This window comes from Streptomyces broussonetiae, from assembly GCF_009796285.1.
Taxonomy (GTDB): domain Bacteria; phylum Actinomycetota; class Actinomycetes; order Streptomycetales; family Streptomycetaceae; genus Streptomyces; species Streptomyces broussonetiae.
The window spans coordinates 1,262,347-1,285,778 of sequence record NZ_CP047020.1 but is presented as its reverse complement, the minus strand read 5'-3'; the positions used below and the strand labels follow the sequence as shown (position 1 = coordinate 1,285,778).

Below are 23,432 nucleotides of genomic sequence, written 5' to 3'. Positions count from 1 at the left end.
AAGGGGTCTGTGCGCTCACTTCCCTCAACGGTGCCGTGAGGTCACCCGGTGACCTTGGCGACGAGCACGCATGCGTCGTCCTCGCGTCCGGCCCCGCCGAACTCCTCGACCAGCGTCCGTACACAGTCCTGCGCGGTGCGCGCCGCGTCGAACCGTGGGGCGAGGTCGAGCAGCCGGTCCACGGCTGCCGTCGTGACGTGCCCCGGTACCAGCCCGTCGGTGTGCAGCAGCAGCAGGTCGCCCGGCTGGAGGGTCTCCTCCGCCTGCCCGTAGACGGCCCCTGAGGTCGCGCCGAGCAGGACCCCGTCCGGTGCGTTCAGCAGGCGCCCCGTTCCGTTGCGGTAGAGCAGCGGGGCAGGGTGTCCTGCCTGCGCCCAGACCAGGGTGCGGGTCGCGGGCCGGTAGCGGCAGCAGACGGCGCTGCCCAGGGCGGGCTGCACGGTGGTGTCCAGTAACCGGTTCAGCATGCCGAGGAGTTCACCGGGCCGGGTGCCGGCCAGCGCCATGCCGCGTACGGCGCCGAGCAGCATCGCCATGCCCGAGGCGACGGCCACTCCGTGTCCGGTGAGGTCGCCGACGCTGAGCAGCGTCTCGTCGCCGGGCAGGTCGAGCGCGTCGTACCAGTCGCCGCCGATGAGTGTGCTCGCCGCCGCGGGGAGGTGGTGGGCGGCGAGGTCGAGGGTCCGCGGTCCCTGGTGCGGCAGGCGCAGGGAGCCGAGCCAGGGCGGCAGCACGGCCTGCTGCACCTCGGCCGCGATCCGGTGCTCGGTCTGCTCCTGCCGGCGCCGATGCTGCAGCGAGTCATGGGTCTCGCGCACCGTGCGCTGGCTGCGGCGCAGTTCGCTGACGTCGCGCAGCACCGCCCACATCGAGGCGGTACCGCCGTCGGCGCCGAGCACGGGCTCGCCCATCATGTGCACGGTCCGCACCAGGCCTTCGGGCTGCAGGACGCGGAACTCGCCGTCGATCGGCTTGCCGTCGACCAGGCAGCCCGTCACCATCGCGGTCAGTTTCGGCCGGTCCTCGTCCAGGACCAGCGAGGGCAGTTCGTCCAGGGTGAGGGCGGGTTCGGCCGGGTCGCGGCCGAGGATCTGGTACAGCTCGCCGGACCAGGTCGCCTCGTCCGTCAGCAGGTTCCACTCGGCGCTGCCGACCCGGCTGAGCAGTGCGTCGTGCGGGGCGGCGGACGGTGCGGTGCGGACGGGGAACGCCGTGGGTTCGGCCGGGACGGAGGGGGATGCGGGGTCCGGGCCGTCCCGCAGTTGCGCCAAGTGGGCGTCCAGATCGTCCAGTTGATGCAGCGCGAGGTCGTACAGGGCGCGTTGCCAGCGCTCCTGCGGGTCCGCGCCGTCACTCCGGGTGTCCCGCCGTACGGCGTCCACATCACCCTTGAGCCGCCGCGCCTGCGATATCAATGCCTCGACCGAGCCGCGTCCGGGCGGCTGGGCGGCTGGGTGGCCCGCGGAGACTGGGGACGGCATGACGCACTCCGATGGGGGGACGAGACGGCCGAGCAGGACGGGGGACCGTTACGACTGTGGCACAGCCCGCGACGCCCTGTAAGGGATTTGGCAACACACGATACGGTGGTGCTTCCGGCATATGCCAGAGTCTTCCCGGTGGGATCCAGAGATATGGACGACGTACGTGCCGGGCGGCACAAGTCGTAGGAATCCTACGAGAGTTGATCCCGAAAGATGATCTTCGTGCGGAACTCATTCAGGCGTTCGATGCTTCTGCGTTCCCGCGTGGCAGCCGTCCGGCCTGTACCCATCGAACTCTGACCGGATTTGGCGGCATGTGAAGCGCCTCCGCAGACTCCATATAGGCATGGACATCACTGTCGAACAGCCCATGCTCGCCCGGCTCATCACCGCCGAGGACCAGGAGATCCCCATGTCGGCCACGCTGCGCTACTGCGCGGACGATCCGCTCGCCGTCTTCGTGGACTTCCCCGCCGAGGCCGCCCTGGAGGGCGAGGAGGTCACCTGGACCTTCGCGCGCTCCCTGCTCGACCAGGGGCTGCGGGCCCCGGCCGGCCACGGGGACGTACAGATCTGGCCGTACGGCCGCACCCGCACGGTGGTGGAGTTCCACTCGCCCCACGGTCTGGCCCTGCTGCAGTTCCAGGCCCTGGCCCTGCGCCGCTTCCTGTTGCGAACCTACGAGGTGGTGGCCCCCGGACAGGAGGATGTGACAAGGGTGGTGGAACGCGGCTTGTGCGCCCTGTTCGGCGGGGTGTGAACAACACCTGGTGACTTTGACTTTTGTTCATCTTCGCCTCACCGCACGGGTATGGACCCTGACGATCACCCCGTGCACCCTGTCGCGCGGCGTGCCACAGGGGCACCCCAGTGACGAGGACGGGGCGAATGACACCGATCAGCCGAAGAGGCTTCGTGGGACTCGGCGCATCGGTCGCGGCGGGTGTGGCGCTGGGCGCCGGCACCACCCGAACGGCGACCGCGGCCACCACGGCGACCGGCACGATCAAGGACGTGAAGCACGTGGTGATCCTCATGCAGGAGAACCGCAGCTTCGACCACTACTTCGGCCGCCTGAAGGGTGTGCGCGGCTTCGACGACCGCAGCGGCATCGCCCTCAGCGGCGGCTACCCGGTCTTCAGCCAGCCGAACGGTACGGGTCGCCAGTACCCGTGGAAGCTCAGCGCGACCCCCGCCGCCGGCGGCAAGGACGGCGAGACGCTCGCCCAGTGCAACGGCGACCTGCCCCACTCCTGGTCCTCGCAGCACTCCGCCTGGAACAAGGGCCGGATGGACAACTGGGTCGCGGGCGTCGGCAACGTCCGCTCCCTCGGTTACCTGGACCGCTCCGACATCCCCTTCCACTACGCGCTCGCGGACAACTACACCATCTGCGACGCCTACTTCTGCTCCACGCTCAGCGCCACCGGCCCCAACCGCACCTACCTGTGGAGCGGGAAGGTCGACTCCTCCAGCTACGACGGCGGCGACGAGTCGGGCCTGACCTGGCAGACCTACGCCGAGGCGCTCCAGGCCGCCGGGGTGTCCTGGAAGGTCTACCAGAACGCGGCCGACAACTACGGCGACAACGGCTGCGCCTATTTCAAGAACTTCGCGAACGCCAAGGCGGGTGACCCGCTGTACGACCGGGGCATGTCCTCGGTGCCCAAGGTGACCGGCTCGACCCCGGACGACATCGCCGCCGCGATCAAGGCCGACGTCCTCGCGGGCACCCTCCCGCAGGTCTCCTGGATCGTGCCCAACCAGGCCTTCTCCGAGCACCCCTACGCCCCGCCCGGCGACGGCGCCCACTTCGTGAACCTCGTCTACCAGGCCCTCGCCGCCGACCAGGACGTCTTCGACTCGACCGTCCTGTTCCTCAACTACGACGAGAACGACGGCTACTTCGACCACGTCCCGCCCCCGTCCCCACCCGCCGGCACGGCCGGCGAGTTCCTCAACGGGGTGCCGTACGGCTTCGGCTTCCGTGTGCCGATGATCGTCATCTCGCCCTGGACGCGCGGCGGCTGGGTCTCCTCGGAGGTCTTCGAGCACACCTCGGTGCTGCGCTTCCTGGAGACCTGGACGGCCGCCCTCGGCACGCCGGTCACCTGCGCCAACATCAGCGACTGGCGGCGCGCGGTCAGCGGCGACCTGACCGGGGTCTTCGACTTCGGCAATCCGGTGTACGGCGCGGTCTCCCTGCCCGCCACCGGCGTCATCGGGATCAACACCTGCGGCCCGCTGCCCAACCCGGTGCCGACGGACAACGCCCTGCCCGCGCAGGAGTCCGGCACCCGGCCCGCCCGCGCGCTGCCGTACCAGCCGGGCGGCTACCTGGACCACCTGGAGTTCGACGCGGCCGGCAAGATCCTCGCCTGGTTCACCATGACCAACCAGGGCAGCCCGGCCTCCCGCGCGGCCCACTTCTCCATCCACCCGAACGCCTACCGCGACACCACGCCGTACCAGTACACGGTCACTCCGGGCGGCACCGCCTCCGACTTCTTCAACATCGGCACGGGCTTCGGCGGCGGCAAGTACGACCTGAGCATGGTCGGCCCCAACCGATTCCTGCGCCGCTTCCAGGGCGACGCGACCAAGGCGGGCAAGTCGGCCGAGGTGAGCACCCGTTACGCGGTCGAGCCCGGCACCGGCAAGCTGGCCATCTACTTCAAGATGACCAACTCGGGCTCCTCGTCGGTGGAGTTCACCATCACCTCGAACCACTACCGCAGCGACGGTCCGTGGACCTACACCGTCGCCGCGGGCGCCTCGACCGAGGACTTCTTCAACGCCGTCGCCTACCAGAACGGCTGGTACGACTTCACGGTGACCGTCGACTCGGACGCGACCTGGTCGCGCCGGTTCACCGGGCACCTGGAGTCTGGCGCCGCCAGCGTCAGCGGCTGACCCCGGCGCCGTACAGGTCCGGGCGCGGGGCCGGCTCGACGGTCGTTCGGCCGCCGGTCTCCAGCGCCCGGACACCCGCCTCGGCGACGACGGATGCCGCGTAGCCGTCCCAGGCGCTCGGGCCGCCGACCTCGCCGCGCCGGGCGGCGTCGACCCAGCTCTGAACCTCTCGGTCGTAGGCGGCGGCGAACCGCACGAGGTAGTCCTGTGCCACCTCCTCGCGGGCGCCGCCGCCGGCGGTGACCACCATGGTGTGCTCGTCGCCGATCCGGGCACTGCCCTTCTCGCACACCGCCTCGCAGCGCACCTGATAGCCGAAGCCGCAGTTCACGAAGACCTCGACGTCGACCAGCGCGCCCCGATCGGTCTCGAACAGCACGAACTGCGGGTCGAGCAGGCCGGCCGGGGCGCCCGAGGAGGGCGTGGGCCGCAGCACGGTCACCGCCGTCAGCTCCTGCCCGAGCAGCCAGCGGGCCGCGTCGATCTCGTGCGAGACCGAGCTGTTGACCAGCATGGCGCTGGTGAAGCCGGGCGGCGAGGAGACGTTGCGGTGGGTGCAGTGCAGCATCAGCGGCCGGCCCAGGCCTCCGCCGTCCAACAGGATCTTCAGCCGCTGGTACTCGGCGTCGTAGCGGCGCATGAAGCCGATCTGCGCCAGCCTGCGGCCCAGCCGTGCCTCGGCCTCCATGACCCGCAGCGCGCCGGTGGAGTCCGGCACCATGGGCTTCTCGCACAGCACCGGCAGGTGCCGGGCGAAGGCGGCGAGCAGCGCCTCCTCGTGGGCCGGGCCGGGGGAGGCGATCAGCACGGCTTCGACGCCGGGCGCACCGAGCGCGGCCTCCGGGTCCGTGTGCACGGCGACCCCGGTGAGACCGGCCACCGCGTCCTTCGCCCGCTCGACGTCGGGGTCGGCCACGGCAACCACCCTGGCTCCGCTCACCACCTGCTCGAGGCGTCGTATGTGATCGGCTCCCATGTGTCCCGCACCCAGTACCGCCACACCCAGCAGGTCACCCATGCGCGCGCTCCCTTACGCCGACGATCACGGCGTAGCGTACGCCGGGCAGCGCTGCCGGGTGAGCGGCTCAGTACCGCAGGACTCCGGCGATGCCGGCGGCGTCGCCCAGGGTGCCGTCGGGCACGAAACGGACGTCGGCGCCGGTCTCCAGACACTGCTCCACGATCTCGTCCACGATGTCCTCGCGGGCCTCCAGGTCGCCGGGCTCGGCCGGCACCAGGTGGTCGCCCAGGTCGCTGACGGCCGCCCGGAAGTTCTCCTCTACGGCCAGCAGCCGTACCCGGCCCTCACGAGCGCTCTGCCACAGCTCGTCCAGCCCGGCCGCGTAGGTCCGGTGGCCGCGCGCCGAGGTCAGCTCGCGGATCACGGACGTGGCGTCCTTGCGGGCCTCGGCCTCCAGCACCGGCCTCAGCGCCTGCCACACGGCCTCCGGGCCGGCGTGCGCGAGGCCGCCGTGCGGTACCTGGACGGCGGCCCCGGCCACGGTGCCGACCTCCTCCAGCAGCGAGAGCGCCGCCTGCTCTCCGGTGACGTACAGCGGCCGGGGCTGTTCGCGCAGGAGCGCCGCCATGGCGATGTCCGCCTCGCGCAGGAACTGGCGCGTGCTCTCGTCGCGGAAGATGCTCGGCTGATCGCCGATCTGCATCTGGCGCTCGGCGTCGAAGTTCTGCTGCCGGCGCTCCAGCGGGAAGCCGCCGGACTTGTCGGCCACGACGTGCTCCTCGCCGCCGCTCCACAGGCTGACGCGGTCCGCGGAGACCGACAGCACCCAGAAGGGCCGCTCGGCCGCCTGCGCGGCGACCAGGTTGCGGGTGAGGAAGGTGTCCGAGAGCACCACGCGCTCGGGGACGGTGCGGGCCAGGGACCAGACCTGGTGCTCTCCCGGGGCGGCGAAGATCACCAGACCGTCCTCGGCGTGAGCCAGGTCCACCTCCGCCAGCGCCCGGTCGAGCTGGGCCGCGACGTCGTTGCGCCGCTCACGGGTGACGGACGGGTCGGCCTCCAGGCGCTTGCGTGCTTCGGTGACGACGTTGCGCAGCCGGACGGGGTCCTGCCCGTTGTCGGGTTCGCGGCGGTGCGTCGGGGTCAGCACGGACACCGCCGGGTAGGGGCGCGGGCGCCGCAGTTCGGCCAGGGTCGCGGGACTCAGTGCGTGCTCCATGACAGCACGATAGGGCCGATTCACCAGTACGGCATTCGGGGTAAACCGGGCCTGGCTCGCGGAAGGAAGTCCCCGGTGGGAGCCGGTGACGCGACACCCGGTGGCCGGATAACGTACCCGCCAGTAACCACACCGTGCCCAACCCCGGGAGGCCTCCATGCCCCAGCTCGACGTCGCCGGAGCGGCCCTGACGTACGACGACGAGGGTCCCCGCGATGCGCCCGGGGTGCCGCTGGTGTTCGTGCACGGCTGGACCGCGGACCGGCACCGCTGGGACCATCAGGTGGCGCACTTCTGCGCCGGGCGCCGGGTGATCCGGCTGGACCTGCGCGGCCACGGCGAGAGCACCGGTGCGGGGGTGCGCACCGTCGCGGAACTCGCGGACGACGTCCTGGCCCTCCTCGATCACCTCGAGGTCGAGCGGTGCGTGCTGGTCGGTCACTCCATGGGCGGGATGATCGCGCAGACCATCGCCCTGGCCCACCCCGACCGGGTGGAGCGGCTGGTACTGGTCGGCTCCATCGCCCGGATGGCGTACAGCCGTGGCCGGGCGTTGCTCATGGCCGCCTCCACCCTGGTGCCGTTCAGGCTGTTCGTCGCGGCCAACATCCAGCGCGCCTTCGCGCCCGGCCACCCGCGCGAGCAGGTCCGCGCGCACATCCGGGCCTCGGCCGCCGTCCCGCGCGAGGTCGTCATGACGCTGTACGGCGCCATGCGGTCCTTCGACGTCCTCGACCGGGCCGGTGAGATCCGTATGCCCACCCTGATCGTGCACGGCTACCACGACGTCCAGCTGCCGGTGCGGCAGGTGCTGCGGCTGGCCAAGGCCTGTCCGGACGCGGTCGTCCGCATCCTCGACGCCGGTCATGAGCTGCCCCTGGAGAAGCCGGCCGAGCTGACCGGGGCGCTGGACCGGTTCCTGTCCGGAAACCCTGACCCGCGTCACACTTGGTGAAGTTTTTGCTTGTGGCCGGTCTATTGCGGCCCCTGCCTGGCGGCGTGGGCTTCGCTCGATTTCGCGCGAGCAAAACATGGCCGGATCATGAGGTCGGGTGAGTCGAACGCGTTACGGCCACGTTGACTGCCTCGGGCAACTGACGGACGCTCGAGATATAGGTGCTTGATACAACCGGTTCGAGACCGGAACCCGGCTCGCCGTGGAAGTCGCAGGTGAGCCCGGGAAACGGGCGCGAACCGGAGGCTGGAGGTAGCGCATGTGCGGCATCACCGGATGGGTCTCCTTCGATCGTGACCTGATCACCGAGACCTCCACATTGGATGCGATGACCGAGACGATGGCCTGCCGGGGTCCGGACGACCGCGGCACCTGGACCGAGGGTCCGGCAGCCCTCGGACACCGCCGCCTCGCGATCATCGACCTTCCCGGCGGCCGTCAGCCGATGTCCCTGTCGACCCCGCAGGGGAACATCGCCATGGTCTACTCCGGCGAGGCGTACAACTTCACCGAGCTGCGCCGCGAACTCGAGGACCGGGGCCACCGGTTCACCACCGACTCCGACACCGAGGTCGTCCTGCACGGGTACCTCGAATGGGGCGACGAGGTGGCCGAACGCCTCAACGGCATGTACGCGTTCGCCGTCTGGGACGGACGCCACGACAAGCTGGTGATGATCCGTGACCGCATGGGCATCAAGCCGTTCTACTACTACCCCACCCCCGACGGCGTCCTGTTCGGTTCCGAGCCCAAGGCCGTCCTCGCCAACCCGCTGGCCCGCCGCCGCGTCACCCTGGACGGCCTGCGTGAGCTGTTCGTCATGATCAAGACGCCCGGGCACGCGATCTGGGACGGCATGCGCGAGGTGGAACCCGGCACCGTCGTCACCGTCGACCGCTCCGGACTCGGCACGCGCGTGTACTGGCAGCTGCGGACCCTCGCGCACACCGACGACCGTGACACCACCATCGCCACCGTGCGCTCCCTCCTCGACGACATCGTGCGCCGCCAGCTGGTCGCCGACGTGCCGCGCTGCACTCTGCTCTCCGGCGGTCTCGACTCCTCCGCGATGACCGCGATCGCCGCCCGGCAACTCGCCGAACAGGGCGAGCAGGTACGCAGTTTCGCCGTCGACTTCGTCGGCCAGACCGACAACTTCGTCGCCGACGAACTGCGCGGCACCCCCGACACGCCCTTCGTGCACGACGTGGCCAAGCTCGCGCAGACCGACCACCAGGACATCGTGCTCGACGTGCAGTCCCTCGCCGACCCCGCCGTGCGCGAGCAGGTGATCCGCGCCCGCGACCTGCCGGCAGGCTTCGGCGACATGGACTCCTCGCTGCTGCTGCTCTTCCGCGCCATCCGCGAGAAGTCCACCGTGGCCCTGTCCGGCGAGTCCGCCGACGAAGTCTTCGGCGGTTACCTGCAGTTCTTCGACGAGGACGCGCGCCGCGCCGACACCTTCCCGTGGCTGGTGCGCTTCGGCCGGCACTTCGGCGACGACACCGGCGTACTGCGCTCCGACCTGTCCAAGTCCCTCGACCTGAAGAGCTATGTCGCCGACGGCTACCGCACCGCGGTCGCCGCGGTCGACCGGCTGGACGGTGAGAGCGACTTCGAGTACCGGATGCGGCAGATCAGCCATATGCACCTGACCCGCTTCGTGCGTGCGCTGCTCGACCGCAAGGACCGTGCGAGCATGGCCGTGGGGCTGGAGGTCCGGGTGCCGTTCTGCGACCACCGGCTGGTCGAGTACGTCTACAACGCGCCCTGGGCCCTCAAGTCCTTCGACGGCCGGGAGAAGAGCCTGCTGCGGGAGGCGGCCGCGGACGTCCTTCCGCGCTCGGTGTACGACCGGGTGAAGAGCCCCTACCCTTCCACCCAGGACCCCAAGTACGCCGTCGCCCTGCAGGAGCAGGTCAAGGACCTGCTCGCACAGCCCTCCCACCGCGTCTTCGACCTGGTCGACCGGGGACGGGTGCAGCAGGCCGCCGAGCTGGAGACACCGGTCAGCACCCAGGTGGAGCGGCGTGGTCTGGAGCGCACCCTGGACCTCGCCAAGTGGCTGGACCTCTATGCACCGGAGGTCGTGCTCAGCTGAGGCCGACGGCCCGGTCCGCTGCCGCCGCCGTGGGCTGCCACCACGTCGTCACCGGCTCCCACACCAGGATCCGCTGCCCGGTGCCGAGCCGGGCGGCGGCGAAGGAGCGGCCCGGGTGCGCGGCCGAGGCGGCCACGGTGAGACTGCCGGTCCGGCGGGCCTCGGGGTCCGCCGGGTCACCGATGGTGCGTACGTCCGCGTACGCGGTCCGGCCCGCCGCGAGCCGGTAGCCGCCGGTGGCGCCCGCCGGCACCGGCAGCGCGGCCCCGTCCAGGCTGGCGAAGGTCACCGTGGGCACCCGGTCGACGGTGCACGTGCGGCCGCGGCGGTTGGTGACGCTCATGCGCACCACGGACGGCGTGCCGGGCACGGCCTTCGCCCGGACCGTCAGCGACCGCTCGGCGCACGGGGTGGTCCCGGCCGGGCCCGTGACGGCCCGGCTCGGCGGCGCGGCCAGCAGGAGGGCCGCCGCGGCGGCCGAGACGGCGGGCACGGCGAGAGCGGCGCGGATGTGCATGGTGGTCTCTCCCTGTCCCGGTCACGTGCGGGGTACGGCGACCGAGGCACGCCTGCCCCGGGTGACGTCCGGGAACGGCGGGGGGTTGTTCCGGATCCGCCTGATGCCCGGTTGCGTCGCTCCTGTCGTCAGTCGTCGGATCCGGTGGTGGCGCTCCAGTCCTTCCCGTCCGCCGGGCAGGAACTGCCGCCGGGGGGCAGGGAGCCGTACAGCAGGAAGTCGTCCACCTCCCGGTGCACACAGGCGGAGGAGGTGTAGCCGGTGTGCCCGTCCCCCTTGTTGTCGAGCACCACGGCCGACGAACCCAGCCGCGCGGCCGTCTCCACCGTCCACTGGTACGGGGTCGCCGGGTCCCCGCGCGTGCCGACGAGCAGCATCCTCGCGGTGTCGACGTTCTTGACGCGGTCACGGATGAAGTCGGTGCCCCGGGGACGGCCGTAGCACATGAGCAGCTCGGTGAGCCGGTAGCGGCCGAAGACCGGTGAGGCCTGCTCGTACGTGGCCAGCAGGTTCTTCAGGTCCTTGGTGAGCCGGGCGGCATCGGGCCGGTCGGGGTCGTCCGCGCAGTCGATCGCCATGAGCGCCGCCGGCAGATTGTCCGCAGGGATGTACTGCGGATCGACCAGGCCGCCGCCCTTCCTCCGCTCCTTGTGCGCTGCTGTCGGTCGCGCCCTGCCCGGGAGGGCCGGCAGGCCGGCGCCGCCGGAGGCGAAGTTCAGCACGCCGCGGGTGTCGCCGTCCTGGGCCAGTGAGGCCAGCGCCCGCTCCAGCGAAGGCCACGACCGCTTGCTGTAGAGGGCCTGTCCGAGGGCGCCCACCAGGTCCTGGCCGGAGAACTTGTCAGCGGGGTCGATGGGGACCGGGTTCGCGTCGAGCGAGCGCACCAGCCGGACGACCCGGTCCCCGGCCGCACGCCGGTCCTGGCCGAACGGGCAGGCGATGTCCGTCGTACACCAGTCCAGGAAATCGTCCAGTGCGGTCTGCTGCCCCTCGGCCCCGGCCACCCCCTGCTCGGACAGCGGCTCGGTCAGTGTGTCCACCCCGTCGAGGACGAACCGGCCGACCTTGTGCGGGAACTGCGCCGCGTAGACCGCACCGAGCCGTGTTCCGTAGGAGAAGCCGAGGTAGTTGAGCTTCTTGTCGCCGAGGGCCTGGCGGATGACGTCCAGGTCGCGGGAGGCGTTGACGGTGCCGATGTGGGACAGCACGGGGCCGGAGTACCGGGCGCACTGGTCGGCGGCCTTCTTCAACTGCCCGAGCAGTGCCTGCGGATGGTCGATGCCGGCGGTGTCGTCGGTCGCACCCGCGACAGCACCGGCGCCGTCGCCGCAGCTGACGGGGGAGGAGCGGCCGACGCCGCGCGGGTCGAAGGTCACCACGTCGTAGCCGTTGGTCAGGTCCAGGAACTCCCGCCCGTCGGTGCCGAGTTCGCTGACTCCCTGGCCGCCCGGGCCGCCGAAGTTCAGCACCACCGAGCCCTGCGACTTCCCCGTCGCCCGGTAGCGGGCCAGGGCTATGTCGAGGGTCCCGGCGCGGGGCCGTGCGTAGTCGAGCGGCACGGTGACCTTGGCGCACTGCAGGTCCTTGGGCATGTCCGAGCCCCTGCAGGCCGTCCAGGCCGGTTTCTGCCGGTAGAAGCGGGTCAGGTCCGGCTGCGGCCGGGCGGTTGAGGCGGTCGCGGGCAGCCCGGCTCCGAGCAGCGCCAGGGCGAGGAATCCGGTACCCGCGCAGCGCCGCACGGCGAGCCGTGTGGACAGCTTGGCCAGCATCGATCGCCTCCCGGGACGCCTGTCGCGGACCAGGGGACGGCGCCCTCGGATCACCATAAGCGGGCCCCGGAGCGCCCGCCTCCGGGCGGGCGGTTCGGGGCCCCGTGTCCTATGATTCGCACCTTTTGTTCCCTATTAATGATCATTGAGGGGCTTTGCATGCGGTTCGATAACACTGTCGCTCGACGGGGTGAAAGGCCGATAAGCCATAACTCGGATGGTTCACCTGCGTTTTAAGTGATGCGGGTGAGTGCCCGCGATGACGTCTGGAAGGCAGGGAACCTATGAGACGGGCTACCCGAAACGGTGTGATCGCCCTCGCCACCGCCTCCGGAGCGATGGCCGTGGCGCTGCCGGTGTCCGCCGCCTTCGCGGCCGACGGAGCCACCGCCGACGGCTCCGCGGCCGGTTCGCCCGGGCTGATCTCCGGCAACGGCATCCAGCTCCCGGTGCAGCTGCCGGTGAACGTGTGCGGCAACACCGTGAACGTGGTGGGGCTGCTCAACCCCGCGGCGGGCAACCGCTGCGCGAACACCGGCGGCACCGGAAAGAGCCACTCGCCACGGTCCGGCGGTGCCGTTGCCCACGGTGGCGCGAAGGACTCGCCCGGGGTGCTCTCCGGCAACGGCATCCAGCTCCCCGTGGACCTGCCGGTGAACGTCAGCGGCAACAGCGTCGACGTCGTCGGCGTCGGTAACCCGGCCACCGGCAACACCTCGGTCAACGGCGACCACCCCCGCAGTCCCGAGCCCCCGCGCAGCCCGGCCCCCCGGCACGCGGCACCCGTGCAGCACCACCCCGTACCGGCCGCCCCGCGGCCGGCGGTCTCCGCCCTGGCCCACACCGGAGCGGACGCGACCGTCCCCGCGGCCGCCGGCAGTGCCGTACTCCTCCTCAGCGGCGCCCTCCTCTACCGCCGCTTCCGCCCCGCCCGCTGCCGCTGACTCCCCCCACGGCGCACGCCCCACCGGTCGCCGGCCCGGTGGGGCCCGGACACACGTGCAGTACGTTGTCCCGGTGACGGACGGCATACACGGGCGGTGGCGAGCACTGCCGCGCTGGGCACGCGTGGTTCTCGTGATCTCCACCGGCGGATTCCTGGAAGGCACCGGCTACCACGCCCAGTACCTGGCACGTGGCGGGCTGCACGCCTACGCCGGCTTCGGTCCGCTGCCGTTGCAGGTGTTCTTCGTCGCCCTGGTCGTCCTCGACCCGCTCGCCGCCGCCCTCACCCTGTGGCTGCGTCCCTGGGGCTTCAAGCTGGCGGCCGTCGTGATGACACTGGACGTCCTCGCCAACTGGTACGTCAACGGCGCCTGGGTGGCGGCGGATCCCACCCGGCTGCTGCGGCCGGTGGGGCTGCTGCCGATCACCCTCTTCGGGCTGTTCGTGGTCGCCACGGCACCCGCGCTGCTGCGTGCGGCGCGGGGTTCCGTAACGGCTGATCTTCCCGTGGTGCGGCCCCCGTTGATCCGGAAGGATGCGGAACGTCAGTCCGGACCCGACGCAACTGGAGCACACCGATGACCTCTGCGGCCCCCTACGACCTCGTCGTCACGCAGGCCACCCTCGACGACTGGCCGGTGATCGCCGGATGGGCCGGGGCGGAGGGCTGGAATCCCGGGGTGTCCGACGGGCCCGCGTTCTTCACGCAGGATCCGGCCGGTTTCTTCCTCGGCCGGATCGACGGGGAGCCGGTGTCGGCCATCTCGGTCGTGAACTACGGCCCGGACTACGCCTTCCTGGGCTGCTACCTGGTCCGCCCCGACCTGCGCGGCCACGGCCACGGCCTCACCACCTGGAAGACCGCTCTGGCGCACGCCGGGGAACGTACCGTCGGCCTGGACGGAGTCGTGGCTCAGCAGGACAACTACCGCCAGTCCGGGTTCGAACTCGCCTACCGCACCATCCGGTTCACCGGCGCCGCCCCGCTGGGCGAGCCGTCCGACGGCGTCCGTCCGGCCGGTCCCGCCGACCTCGCCGCGATCACCTCCTACGACGGCGCCTGCTGGCCGGCCGACCGGCCGCGCTTCCTCGCCGAGTGGCTCACCGGCCCCGGCCACCGGGCCTTCGTCCGCCACGACGGCGCACGCGTGACCGGCTACGGCGTGCTGCGCCCCGGCCGCGACAGCCTGCGCATCGGCCCCCTGTTCGCCGACACCGCCGAGGACGCCCGGGCGCTGTTCGCCGCGCTCGCGGCCGAGGCCGCCGGACGCGAGGTCGCCATCGACGTGCCCGAGCCCAACAAAGCCGGCATCGCTCTCGCCGAGGCGGCCGGACTCCGGGCCTCCTTCGAGACCGCCCGGATGTACACGGGACCGGTCCGCGCACACGCCCAGGACCGCGTGTTCGGCGTCACCACCCTCGAACTCGGCTGACCCGCAGGACAGTCACGACCGCAAGCGGCGCCGGTGCAGCTCCCGCACCTGGCCCACCAGGCCCGGCACCGGCCCCTCCACGGCCACACCGGGCGCGACCTCGTGGACGGGCAGCGGCCGTACCGGTCCCTGCGGTACCCCCCACTCGGCCAGCCAGCCGGTCAGCTGTTCCGAGGAGACGATGTACACGATGCGGCCGAGCCCCACCCAGGCGTGCGCGGCCGCGCACATCGGGCAGTGCTCGCCGGAGGTGTAGACGGTGGCACCGGCCCGCTGGCCGGGCGTCAGATGCGCGGCCGCCCAGCGGGCCAGCTCGAACTCGGGATGCCGGGTGTGGTCCCCGCCCGCCACCCGGTTGCGGTCCTCGGCCAGCGCCGTGCCGTCCGCCGCCACGAGCACCGACCCGAAGGGTTCGTCCCCCGTCTCGAGCGCCGCCACGGCCAGCTCCACACAGCGGCGCAGATGCCGCAGTTCACTGTCCTTCACCATCGTCCACCGACCTCCTCACGGAATGATCTCCGGCGGTGCACGCCACGGCCACCCGGCGGGACCCGGCCGGTGTGTCCGCCTCCGGGGCGACGGCGCGCCGCACGGCAGGGAAGGCGTGCCGCCGGCCCGCCGCGACCGTACCCAGCGCGACCAGGGCCGGTGCCAGCGCGGTCCACGGCAGCGCACCGGCGCCCAGCCGGTCCAGCGCCACCCCACCGGTGAACGAACCGGCCGCGATACCCGCGTTGTACACCGTGGTCTGCAACGAGGTCGCCACATCCGCGTCGGCCGGGCCCGAGGCGTCGACCAGCGCGGTCTGGATCAGCGTCGGCGCCCCGCCGAAGGCCACGCCCCACACGGCGACCGCGCCGACCAGCAGCGCATGCACCCCCGCGGCCAGGCCCAGTACCGGCAGCACGCCCGCGAACAGGGCGAGCGCCCCGAGCAGGGTGCGGCGCGGCCACCGGTCGATCAGCGCACCGGTGAGCCAGATCCCGGCCACCGTGGCCGTCCCGAACACCGCGAGCAACAGGCCCGTACGGCCGTACCCCGCATGCGCGGCGAACGGGGCGACGTACGTGTACATCACCTGGTGGCCCAGCAGCAGGAACAGGGTCACGGACAGCACCGGGCGGATCCCGGGGCGCCGCGCCACCCGGGTGAGCGGCACGCGCGCGTGCGGCGGTTCGCCCGGGAAACCGGGCACGCGAAGCCGTATCCACGCCACGAGCAGCACGGCGAGCACGGCCAGCGTCCCGAAGGCCGGCCGCCAGCCCACCGCACCGGCCAGCGCGGAACCGGCGGGCACCCCGAGCGACAGGGCCAGGGTGATCCCGGCGAGCACGACGGCGATGGCCCGGCCGCGCCGCGCGGCCGGCACCATCCGGGCCGCGTACCCGGCCAGCATCGCCCACAGCGTGCCGCCCATCGCACCGGCCAGCAGCCGGGCGGCGAAGGTGAGCGGATACGACGAGGACAGCGCGACCAGTGCGTTGCTGAGCGCGAACCCGAGCAGGGCCGCGCACAGCACCGGCCGCCGCGGCAGCCCGCGCAGCGCCGCGGTGAGGGGGACCGCGGCCAGGAACGACGCGGCCGCGTAGGCGGTGACGAGAAAACCGATCCGGGACTCGGCGACCCCGAGCGGCGGCGCCATCGCGGGCAGCAGCCCGGCCGGGAGGAGTTCCGTCATGACGGCGGCGAACGCGGCACAGGACAGGGCGAGCAGCCCCGACCACGGCAACCGGCCGCCCTTGGACGGGGAGTACGTGGACGATGGTGAGGACACGGTCATGCGACCATGCTCGGAGCTTCACATCAGTGTGAAGGTCAAACGCGGACCGGACACGGCTCGGGAGGCCCGGATGCGGATCGGTGAACTGGCGCGCCGTACGGGTGTCCCCACGCGACTGCTGCGCTACTACGAGGAACAGGATCTGCTCCACCCCGAGCGGACCGAGAACGGCTACCGCAGCTATCCCGAGTCCGCGGTGGCCGACGTCCAGCAGATCCGCGGCCTGCTGGACTCCGGGCTCACCACGGAGATGATCCGTGCGATCGTGCCGTATCTCTCCGGGCCGAACGAGCTGCACCCGCCCACCGAGTGCGTGACCCCGCAGACGGCCGCCCTGCTGCAGGGGCACATCGACCGGATCCAGGCACGTATCGACTGCCTGGCTCGCAACCGCGACCGGCTCGGTGCCTACCTCGCCGTCGTACGGCCGGACGCAGACGCGCGGTAATTGCCTGGCCCGGCGAAGAGCGACGTGCTCAGCTGGGTGCATGGATCACACAGCGGTACTCGCCCTGTACGACCGGGACATGCGCGAGCGCGCCCGGCCCGACGGCCCCGGAGCCCTGGTCGAACGGGCCGGCCCGGTCGTGCGCCAGGTCGCGGACGCCCAGGGCTGGAACGGCGTGCTCTGGAGCGACTTGGACGCGGTGGGCGCCGACCGGGCGATCCGCGAGCAGATCGCCCACTTCACCTCTCTCGGCCGGGACTTCGAGTGGAAGCTGTACGGCCACGACCGGCCCGCGGACCTGGGTGCCCGGCTCGGCGCCGCCGGGTTCCGTGCCGAGCCCGAGGAGACGCTGCTCGTCGCCGAGACCGCCCGGCTGGCCCTGGACGCCGAACCTCCCGCCGGCGTCCGGCTCGTGGAGGCCGCCGACGAGTTCGGGATCGGCCTCGTCGTGGACGTGCACGAGAAGGCCTTCGGCACCGACGGCACCCGGCTGCGGCACCGGCTGCTCGCCCGGCTGGCCGCCGACCCCGGCACGGTCGTCGCCGTGGTCGCGCTCGCCGGGGACGAACCGGTCAGCGCCGCCCGCATGGAACTGGTGCCCGGCACGCCGTTCGCCGGGCTGTGGGGCGGCGGCACCGTGGAGGCCTGGCGCGGCCGTGGCATCTACCGCGCCCTGGTCGCCCACCGCGCCCGCGTCGCCGCCGCCCACGGCTACCGCTACCTCCAGGTGGACGCCTCGCCGATGAGCCGCCCGATCCTCGAGCGCCTCGGCTTCCACGCGCTGAGCACCACCACGCCGTATCTGTACGGGAGCTGACTCAGCAGCGGGCCCGCGACGCGACCGGTCGAGGGCGGTGATGCCGACCGCGGCGAGCGCGATCTGGATGAAGCACTCGATCCAGCCCGGCTCCTTGGTGTCGGCGGCCCCGAACCCCGCGGCGGCCCCGAACCCCGCGGCGATCGCCGAGCCCAGCAGCGCGGCCACGATGCCGACGACGATGGTCCACAAAATGCCGATGTGCTGGCGTCCGGGGACGACCAGGCGGCCCAGCACACCGATGATGCCGCCGATGACGATGGCGCTGATGAAGCCCGAGATCTCCATGTACACCCCTTTTTCGCCCTGTCTCCCGCTATCATCTGCCCGCTGCGGGCTGAGCCGGTCCGCTCACGTTCGTTGCCGGGAGTGTCTGTTCATCACGCCTTCATGCCATGTACCTTTCAACCAGTCGACGCGTGTAGAACCCTCAATCCGGTTCTACGCGCGCAGAATTGGCGCCCGCACCGCCTCTCCCCACCCCTCATGGAGGTTCGCCGGATGCTTGGATCCAGGAGATCCCGCCGCAGACTCACCACTGCCCTGGCCGGATTCGGGCTGCTCCTCACCGGAGCCGCCGTCCAGGTCGGCGGCAGCACCCCCGCCCACGCGGCGACCACGCACCGCGTCCTGTTCGACAACGCCCACGCCGAGACGGCCGGCAACGCCGACTGGATCATCTCCACCAGCCAGCCCGACCCGCTCGGCCAGGACTCCTCCCCGTCCGTCGAGACCGACTGGACCGGCGCCCTGTCCTCCTGGGGCGTGGCGCTCCAGAAGACCGGCGACTACAGCCTGAAGACGCTGCCCTCCGGCTCCAGCCTCAGCTACGGCGGCTCGTCCTCGCTGGACCTGTCGAACTTCGACACGCTGGTCCTGCCGGAGCCGAACACGCTGTTCACGAGCGCCGAAAAGACGGCGATCATGAACTTCGTGAAGAACGGCGGCGGCCTGTTCATGATCTCCGACCACACCGGAGCCGACCGCAACAACGACGGCTACGACGCGGTCGAGATCCTCAACGACCTGATGTCGAACAACAGCGTCGACTCCAGCGACCCGTTCGGCTTCTCGATCGACTCGCTCGACATCAAGTCCGGCTACCCGGCGGCGATCAGCGACAGCTCCGACCCGGTGCTGAACGGCTCCTTCGGCACCGTCACCAAGAGCCTCATCGCAGACGGCACGACCGCCACCCTCAAGCCCTCCGACAACTCCTCCGTCAAGGGCCTGGTCTACCGCAGCGGATACTCCGGGAACACCGGGGCCTTCTTCCTCACCAGCACCTACGGCAGCGGCCGGGTCGCCTTCTGGGGCGACAGCTCCCCGATCGACGACGGCACCGGCCAGTCCGGCAACACCCTGTACGACGGCTGGAACGACTCCGGCGCCACCAACGCGGCCCTTGCGCTCAACGCCACCGCCTGGCTGGCCGGTTCGGGCACCAGCGGCGGCGGATCCGGTGGCGGCACCGGTGGCGGCACCGGCACCTGCACCGCCGCCCAGCTGCTCGGCAACGCGGGCTTCGAGTCCGGCAACTCCACGTGGAGCGCCACCAGCGGTGTCATCACCAACTCCGGTGGCGAGCCGGCCCACTCGGGCTCGTACTACGCCTGGCTCGACGGCAACGGCACCGCCACGACCGACACCCTCTCCCAGTCGGTGGCGATCCCGTCCGGCTGCTCCGCCACGCTCAGCTTCTACCTGCACATCGACACGGCCGAGACCACGACCAGCACGGCCTACGACACCCTCAAGGTCCAGGTCCTGAACAGCTCCGGCACGGTCCTCGGCACCCTGGCCACGTACTCGAACCTCAACGCGGCCTCCGGTTACACCCAGCGCAGCTTCGACCTCAGCAGCTACGCCGGGCAGACCGTCACCCTGAAGCTCACCGGCACCGAGGGCTCCAAGTACCAGACGTCGTTCGTCGTGGACGACACCGCGCTCAACGTCGCCTGACCCGAACGACGGTGCGGGGGCGGGCCGTCCGGGCCCGCCCCCGCACCGTCACGTCCGCCGTCAGGCCGCAGGAACGGTCCGCTCCGGGCTGTTCCAGCCGGAGACCCGCACGCTCGGCGTCGAACCGCCCAGGTCGGCCGTCCGGTAGGTGGCCGTCAGCGTCACCGACTCGCCGGGCCACAGGCTCACCTCGCCGTCCGACCAGCGCACCGGCAGCACCGGCCTGCCGTGCGCGTCCACGAGATGGACGTCCGTCATGAGGGCCGGGGTCTTCCCGCTCCCGGTGCTGCGCAGGGTGACGGTGGTGGTCGACGTGCCGTGCGACGACTTCGTGGCCGCCGTCGCCGACACCGGCACCGACGCCATCGAGCAAAGGCCCGTGAGATCGGCGTAGCTCGTCGTCGGCGTGTAGTACCAGGTGGTGCCGGACCAGTCGAGGGTGTCGGGGCGGGTGGAGAGCCAGTACACGTTCCGGCTCACCTCCCTGCCTGCCGCGTCCGTCAGGTCCAGGCGGAGAAGATGGGTCGCGGACAGCCCGCTCACCGAGGCCGGCAGGCTGAGCGCCGTCGTGTGCGCGCCGTCGCCGTTCACCGACACCCCGCGCACCGTCCTGTCGTACTTCTGTGTGCCGTCGGAGTTGAACAGCGTGGCCCGTGCGGTGAGTCCGGAAGCCGTGTCGTGCCGGTTGTTCACGACGGCGACCGAGCGGTCGTCGTAGCCGTACTGGATGTGCAGCGGCTCGTTCGCCTTCTTCGCGCCGAAGTGGGCACCGCCCTGGTCCAGGTAGCGGTCCGTCAGCTGCCAGTGCAGTGACGTCCAGCCGCTGTTGAACATCCAGTGGATCACCCCGGTCGAGGGACCCGTGGCATCCGTGGCGTTGCGCCCGTAGGCCTCGAACTGGGCGCGGACGTTCTCGTACTGGGCCAGCTGGGCCTTGCGGACGTAGTCGGCGAGGCCGGTGGGGGCACCGTAGCGGCCGGTGAGGGCGGCGTCGTAGATCTTGAGCGTGCCGAAGACGGGGGACGGCGAACGGTGGTACTGCCTGGCGGCCGGATCCTTCCAGAGCGTGTCGAGTTCGGCCGGGGTCAGCATGCGGCGCAGGGTGTCGAGGGTGGGGATGCTCGGGCCCGCGCTGGTCTCGGAGTTGAAGCCGGTGGCCCCGCCCTCGCGCTTGGCGTACCAGTAGGCGGGCGGCACCCAGTCGTACGGACCGGTCATCTTCATGCCCGAACTGCCGAGCTGGGGCGAGGAGTTGTCCGAGGCGGCCGAGACAACCGGGGCCGTCCAGTCGGCGGCCTTCAGGGCGTCCAGGTAGGTCTTCTCGATCTTCGCATCGGGTGCGAAGTCGCTGCCGATCAGGAAGGAGATCACGCTGGGGTGGTCACGCAGCCGGGCGGCCTCGGCGGCCATGGACGCCCTCGCCACCGGATAGTCGGCGTCGCTCCACGGGTCCCCGGGCTCGTCGGCACCGTTGACGTTGCCCTCCCACTTGTCGCAGCACTCCCAGCCCGGCAGGGTCAGAATGCCGTGGCGGTCGGCCAGGTCGAAGAACTCGTCCGGCTCCAGGTGCCCTTCCAGGCGGATCGTGTTCAGGCCGAGGTCGACGGCGTACTTGAGCCGGTCCTCGACGTAACGGCTGTCCCAGCGCAGGAACTCGTCGGGCGACCAGCCGCCGCCCTTGATCAGCAGTGGCCGGCCGTTGATCCGGTACTGGCGGGCGCCGTCGGCGTTCAGCGGCGCCCGGACGTCGCGGACGCCGAAGTTCTCGTGCGCGGTGTCCGACGTCGTACCGGCGACGGACGCGGTCAGGTCGAGGTCGTACAGCGGCTGCCCGCCCATTCCGGCCGGCCACCACACCTTCGGGGCGGTCAGGTGCAGACCGGGGGTGTCGGCGGGGGAGAAGGTGACGGTCCTCGTCTCGTGCGCGGCGAGTGCGACCTGCCGGGTGAAGGCCGTCGTGCCGACGGTGCCGGTGATCTCGGCCGTGACCGGGGCGCCGGTGTCGTTGCGGGCCTGTGCCTTCACCGTCAGGTCGGCGGTGGCGAGCGACGGCACGGCCAGGCTGGTGAGCACGTGCGCGTCGCGCAGGGCGACCGGGCCGCCCCGGCGGACCAGGACGTCACGGACGATCCCCATGTTCCGGTCGGGCGGCGGCTGGAGCCAGTCGATCCAGCCCATGGTCAGGTCCTTGGCGGGGTCGTTGGGCTGGATCCGGAAGGCCACCGTGTTGGTGCCGGACCTCACCAGTGAGGTGACGTCCAGCTCGTGGCGGGTGTAGGCGCCGGTGACCTCCTGGGCCGTCGCCGCCTGCCGGCCGTTGACGTAGACGTCGGCCGCCGAGACGACTCCGCCGACATCGAGATAGGTGCGCCGGGCGGTGTCCTGCAGGGTGAAGTCGGAGCGGTACCACCAGGGGACCTGGAAGTCGGCTGCCGGGATTTTCTGCTGGTTGACCGAGAAGAACGGGTCGGCGTAGACGCCGTCGGCGAGCAGCGCGGCCAGCACCGTGGAGCGGGGGCCCGCCGGGTACCAGCCCTTCGCGGGATAGCCCGGGGAGGAGACGGCGGCGGCGGAGTCGGTCACCCTCGCCGAGGACTGGAGGGCGAATCCGGTGAGCGGGGTGCCGGTGCCCGCGGCGGAGGGGACGCGCGTGACCCGCGCCGACGGCATCCGATGCGGAGGGTCGGCCCAGGCGCCGCCGACCAGGGAGCCGAGCAGACCGAGGACCAGGGCGGTGACGGCGTACCGGCGCGCCGTGGGGGCGGAGCGAGGGAACACGGCGGTCTCCAGCCTCGTAAAGTTAGGAAACTTTACTAATCGAGCTCACGGTAGGGCGCCCCACCGGTCATGTCAATGACCGTGGCCGGGGGCGCACTTAGGCGGATCAGGCCCTGCCCATCGCGCGGCCCGCCCGACGCGCGAAGACCAGATCCCGGGCGGTGTCCAGCGCCGTCGCCACCGCGCCCAGCAGCACCGCGTCCTCGCCGAGGCGGCTCGGGGCTATGCGCGGGCGCAGCGGGGTGAGGGCGCGCACCTGCTCCTGGACCGGCCGCAGCAGCAGGTCGACGCTGTGGCCGACACCGCCGCCCAGCACCACGAGATCGGGATCGAGCACGGCTGCCGCCGCCGCCACGGTGTGCGCGATCCGCTCGCCCTCCAGCTCCACCGCCCGCACGGCCGCCGGATTGCCCTGCCGGGCCGCGTCGAAGACCGCCTTCGCCGTGAGCTGCCCGCTCATCCCGAACTGCCGTGCCGCCTCCACCACGGCCACCCCGGACACCGCGTCCTCCAGCCGTTCCGGCTTCTGCCGCCCGGGCCAGGGCAGGAAGCCGATCTCGCCGGCCAGCCCGTGCGCGCCCGTGAACAGCCGCCCCTCGCTGACCACGCCCATGCCGAGGCCGGTGCCGATCAGGATGTACGCGAACAGCCGGCTGCCGGTGCCGACACCGAACGTGTACTCGCCCAGTGCGGCGAGATTGGCGTCGTTGTGGACCTCCAGGGGTACGCCCAGCTCCTCGCGCATCCGGTCGACGAGCCCCGTGCGCCCCCAGCCCGGCAGATGCATCGCGTACCGCACCCGCCGCTGCTTCTCGTCGTAGACGCCGGGCGTGCCGACCACCCCGTGCACCACGTCGGCCGGGTCCACGCCCGAGTTGGCGATCACCTGCCGGGCGGTGCCCACGACCAGGTCGGCCAGTGCGGCGGAGGTGCGGGCCCGGTTGCGTACGTCGGCCCGGGCGACGACCGAGCCGTCCAGGTCGGCCACCGCCACACGCAGCCAGCCCCGGCCGATGTCCACGCCGAGCGCGTGTCCGGCCGCCGGGTCGGGCGCGTAGAGCACGGCAGTACGCCCGCGTTCCGGGGCGTGGGTACCGACCTCGTGCACCAGTCCGGCCGCCGCCAGCGAGGCCAGCGCGCTGGAGACCGTGGGCTTCGACAGTCCGGTCACGCGGGCCAGTTGGGCGCGCGATGCGGCGCCCTGGGCGCGCAGCCGGTCCAGCAGCAGCCGCTCGTTGGTACTGCGCAGGCGCCGGCGGCTCCAGGGATGTTCCTGCTGCTCTACGACGTCGCTCGCGGCCATCGCACCATTCTCACGCATTCCTGACGCCTACTTGACGCGGCTAGTAA

At 71.7% G+C, this 23,432-nt stretch carries 19 protein-coding genes and 1 pseudogene; 10 read left to right on the top strand and 10 right to left on the bottom strand.

Annotation, left to right across the window (positions count from 1 at the left end; all coding sequences use genetic code 11):
- Positions 1 to 41: 41 nt before the first annotated feature.
- On the bottom strand, positions 42 to 1,481 hold the full coding sequence (locus GQF42_RS06160; protein WP_158918397.1) for a PP2C family protein-serine/threonine phosphatase: 1,440 nt from the start codon (positions 1,479 to 1,481) through the stop codon (positions 42 to 44).
- 349 nt (positions 1,482 to 1,830) lie between these two features.
- On the opposite strand from GQF42_RS06160, the gene GQF42_RS06155 reads away from it, so the two are divergent.
- Together GQF42_RS06155 and GQF42_RS06150 are read left to right on the top strand one after the other, a co-directional pair.
- The gene (locus GQF42_RS06155) at positions 1,831 to 2,244 is read left to right on the top strand and encodes an SsgA family sporulation/cell division regulator (RefSeq protein WP_158918395.1); all 414 of its coding nucleotides are present in this window, start codon (positions 1,831 to 1,833) and stop codon (positions 2,242 to 2,244) included.
- Positions 2,245 to 2,372: 128 nt separating this feature from the next.
- The gene (locus tag GQF42_RS06150; protein WP_158918393.1) at positions 2,373 to 4,397 is read left to right on the top strand and encodes a phosphocholine-specific phospholipase C; all 2,025 of its coding nucleotides are present in this window, start codon (positions 2,373 to 2,375) and stop codon (positions 4,395 to 4,397) included.
- Here GQF42_RS06150 and GQF42_RS06145 read toward each other — a convergent pair.
- A complete protein-coding gene (locus tag GQF42_RS06145; RefSeq protein WP_158918391.1) occupies positions 4,387 to 5,415 on the bottom strand; it encodes a Gfo/Idh/MocA family protein in 1,029 nt (342 codons plus the stop codon). The genes GQF42_RS06150 and GQF42_RS06145 overlap by 11 nt on opposite strands.
- Before the next feature lie 67 nt (positions 5,416 to 5,482).
- Positions 5,483 to 6,577, bottom strand: a complete 1,095-nt coding sequence (locus GQF42_RS06140; protein ID WP_158918389.1) for a baeRF3 domain-containing protein — start codon at positions 6,575 to 6,577, stop codon at positions 5,483 to 5,485.
- A 157-nt stretch (positions 6,578 to 6,734) separates the two neighbouring features.
- Here GQF42_RS06140 and GQF42_RS06135 point away from each other — a divergent pair, with 157 nt between their 5' ends.
- Both GQF42_RS06135 and asnB read left to right on the top strand, forming a co-directional pair.
- Positions 6,735 to 7,532, top strand: a complete 798-nt coding sequence (locus GQF42_RS06135; protein ID WP_158918387.1) for an alpha/beta fold hydrolase — start codon at positions 6,735 to 6,737, stop codon at positions 7,530 to 7,532.
- Between the two features lie 259 nt (positions 7,533 to 7,791).
- Positions 7,792 to 9,633: an asparagine synthase (glutamine-hydrolyzing) gene (gene asnB, locus GQF42_RS06130; protein ID WP_158918385.1), complete on the top strand. Its 1,842-nt coding sequence runs from the start codon at positions 7,792 to 7,794 to the stop codon at positions 9,631 to 9,633.
- On the opposite strand, the gene GQF42_RS06125 is transcribed toward asnB, so the two are convergent.
- Together GQF42_RS06125 and GQF42_RS06120 are read right to left on the bottom strand one after the other, a co-directional pair.
- The gene (locus GQF42_RS06125; RefSeq protein ID WP_158918383.1) at positions 9,626 to 10,150 is read right to left on the bottom strand and encodes a DUF4232 domain-containing protein; all 525 of its coding nucleotides are present in this window, start codon (positions 10,148 to 10,150) and stop codon (positions 9,626 to 9,628) included. The genes asnB and GQF42_RS06125 overlap by 8 nt on opposite strands.
- 128 nt (positions 10,151 to 10,278) lie before the next feature.
- On the bottom strand, positions 10,279 to 11,919 hold the full coding sequence (locus GQF42_RS06120; RefSeq protein ID WP_158918381.1) for an alpha/beta hydrolase: 1,641 nt from the start codon (positions 11,917 to 11,919) through the stop codon (positions 10,279 to 10,281).
- 308 nt (positions 11,920 to 12,227) lie between these two features.
- Here GQF42_RS06120 and GQF42_RS06115 point away from each other — a divergent pair, with 308 nt between their 5' ends.
- The 3 genes from GQF42_RS06115 to GQF42_RS06105 all read left to right on the top strand — a co-directional run bounded on the left by GQF42_RS06115 (position 12,228) and on the right by GQF42_RS06105 (position 14,297).
- Entirely contained in the window at positions 12,228 to 12,863 is a 636-nt protein-coding gene (locus GQF42_RS06115) for a chaplin (RefSeq protein WP_158918379.1), read from the top strand.
- Positions 12,864 to 12,936: 73 nt separating this feature from the next.
- On the top strand, positions 12,937 to 13,446 hold the full coding sequence (locus tag GQF42_RS06110; protein ID WP_199272584.1) for a hypothetical protein: 510 nt from the start codon (positions 12,937 to 12,939) through the stop codon (positions 13,444 to 13,446).
- The gene (locus GQF42_RS06105) at positions 13,443 to 14,297 is read left to right on the top strand and encodes a GNAT family N-acetyltransferase (RefSeq protein WP_158918377.1); all 855 of its coding nucleotides are present in this window, start codon (positions 13,443 to 13,445) and stop codon (positions 14,295 to 14,297) included. The genes GQF42_RS06110 and GQF42_RS06105 overlap by 4 nt, the downstream gene beginning before the upstream one ends.
- A gap of 12 nt (positions 14,298 to 14,309) precedes the next feature.
- Here the strand turns inward: GQF42_RS06105 and GQF42_RS06100 are convergent, their stop codons facing one another.
- Positions 14,310 to 14,786, bottom strand: coding sequence for a nucleoside deaminase (locus tag GQF42_RS06100; protein ID WP_158918375.1), 477 nt, complete (start codon positions 14,784 to 14,786; stop codon positions 14,310 to 14,312).
- On the bottom strand, positions 14,770 to 16,077 hold the full coding sequence (locus tag GQF42_RS06095; RefSeq protein ID WP_158918373.1) for an MFS transporter: 1,308 nt from the start codon (positions 16,075 to 16,077) through the stop codon (positions 14,770 to 14,772). Before GQF42_RS06095 ends, GQF42_RS06100 begins: the two co-directional genes overlap by 17 nt.
- Positions 16,078 to 16,147: 70 nt before the next feature.
- On the opposite strand from GQF42_RS06095, the gene GQF42_RS06090 reads away from it, so the two are divergent.
- Together GQF42_RS06090 and GQF42_RS06085 are read left to right on the top strand one after the other, a co-directional pair.
- Positions 16,148 to 16,525, top strand: a complete 378-nt coding sequence (locus GQF42_RS06090; RefSeq protein WP_158929834.1) for a MerR family transcriptional regulator — start codon at positions 16,148 to 16,150, stop codon at positions 16,523 to 16,525.
- Positions 16,526 to 16,565: 40 nt separating this feature from the next.
- Positions 16,566 to 17,342 carry a GNAT family N-acetyltransferase gene (locus GQF42_RS06085; RefSeq protein ID WP_158918371.1) on the top strand — a complete coding sequence of 259 codons (777 nt, stop codon included), beginning with the start codon at positions 16,566 to 16,568 and terminating at the stop codon, positions 17,340 to 17,342.
- An 18-nt stretch (positions 17,343 to 17,360) separates the two neighbouring features.
- On the opposite strand, the pseudogene GQF42_RS45680 reads toward GQF42_RS06085, so the two are convergent.
- A pseudogene (locus GQF42_RS45680) lies at positions 17,361 to 17,630 on the bottom strand (GlsB/YeaQ/YmgE family stress response membrane protein); the annotation flags it as partial.
- 213 nt (positions 17,631 to 17,843) lie between these two features.
- On the opposite strand from GQF42_RS45680, the gene GQF42_RS06075 reads away from it, so the two are divergent.
- Entirely contained in the window at positions 17,844 to 19,304 is a 1,461-nt protein-coding gene (locus tag GQF42_RS06075) for a hydrolase (RefSeq protein WP_158918369.1), read from the top strand.
- A gap of 60 nt (positions 19,305 to 19,364) precedes the next feature.
- On the opposite strand, the gene GQF42_RS06070 is transcribed toward GQF42_RS06075, so the two are convergent.
- Entirely contained in the window at positions 19,365 to 22,082 is a 2,718-nt protein-coding gene (locus GQF42_RS06070) for a glycoside hydrolase family 2 protein (RefSeq protein WP_158918367.1), read from the bottom strand.
- 106 nt (positions 22,083 to 22,188) lie between these two features.
- The gene (locus GQF42_RS06065) at positions 22,189 to 23,385 is read right to left on the bottom strand and encodes an ROK family protein (RefSeq protein WP_158918365.1); all 1,197 of its coding nucleotides are present in this window, start codon (positions 23,383 to 23,385) and stop codon (positions 22,189 to 22,191) included.
- Between the last annotated feature and the right edge of the window lie 47 nt (positions 23,386 to 23,432).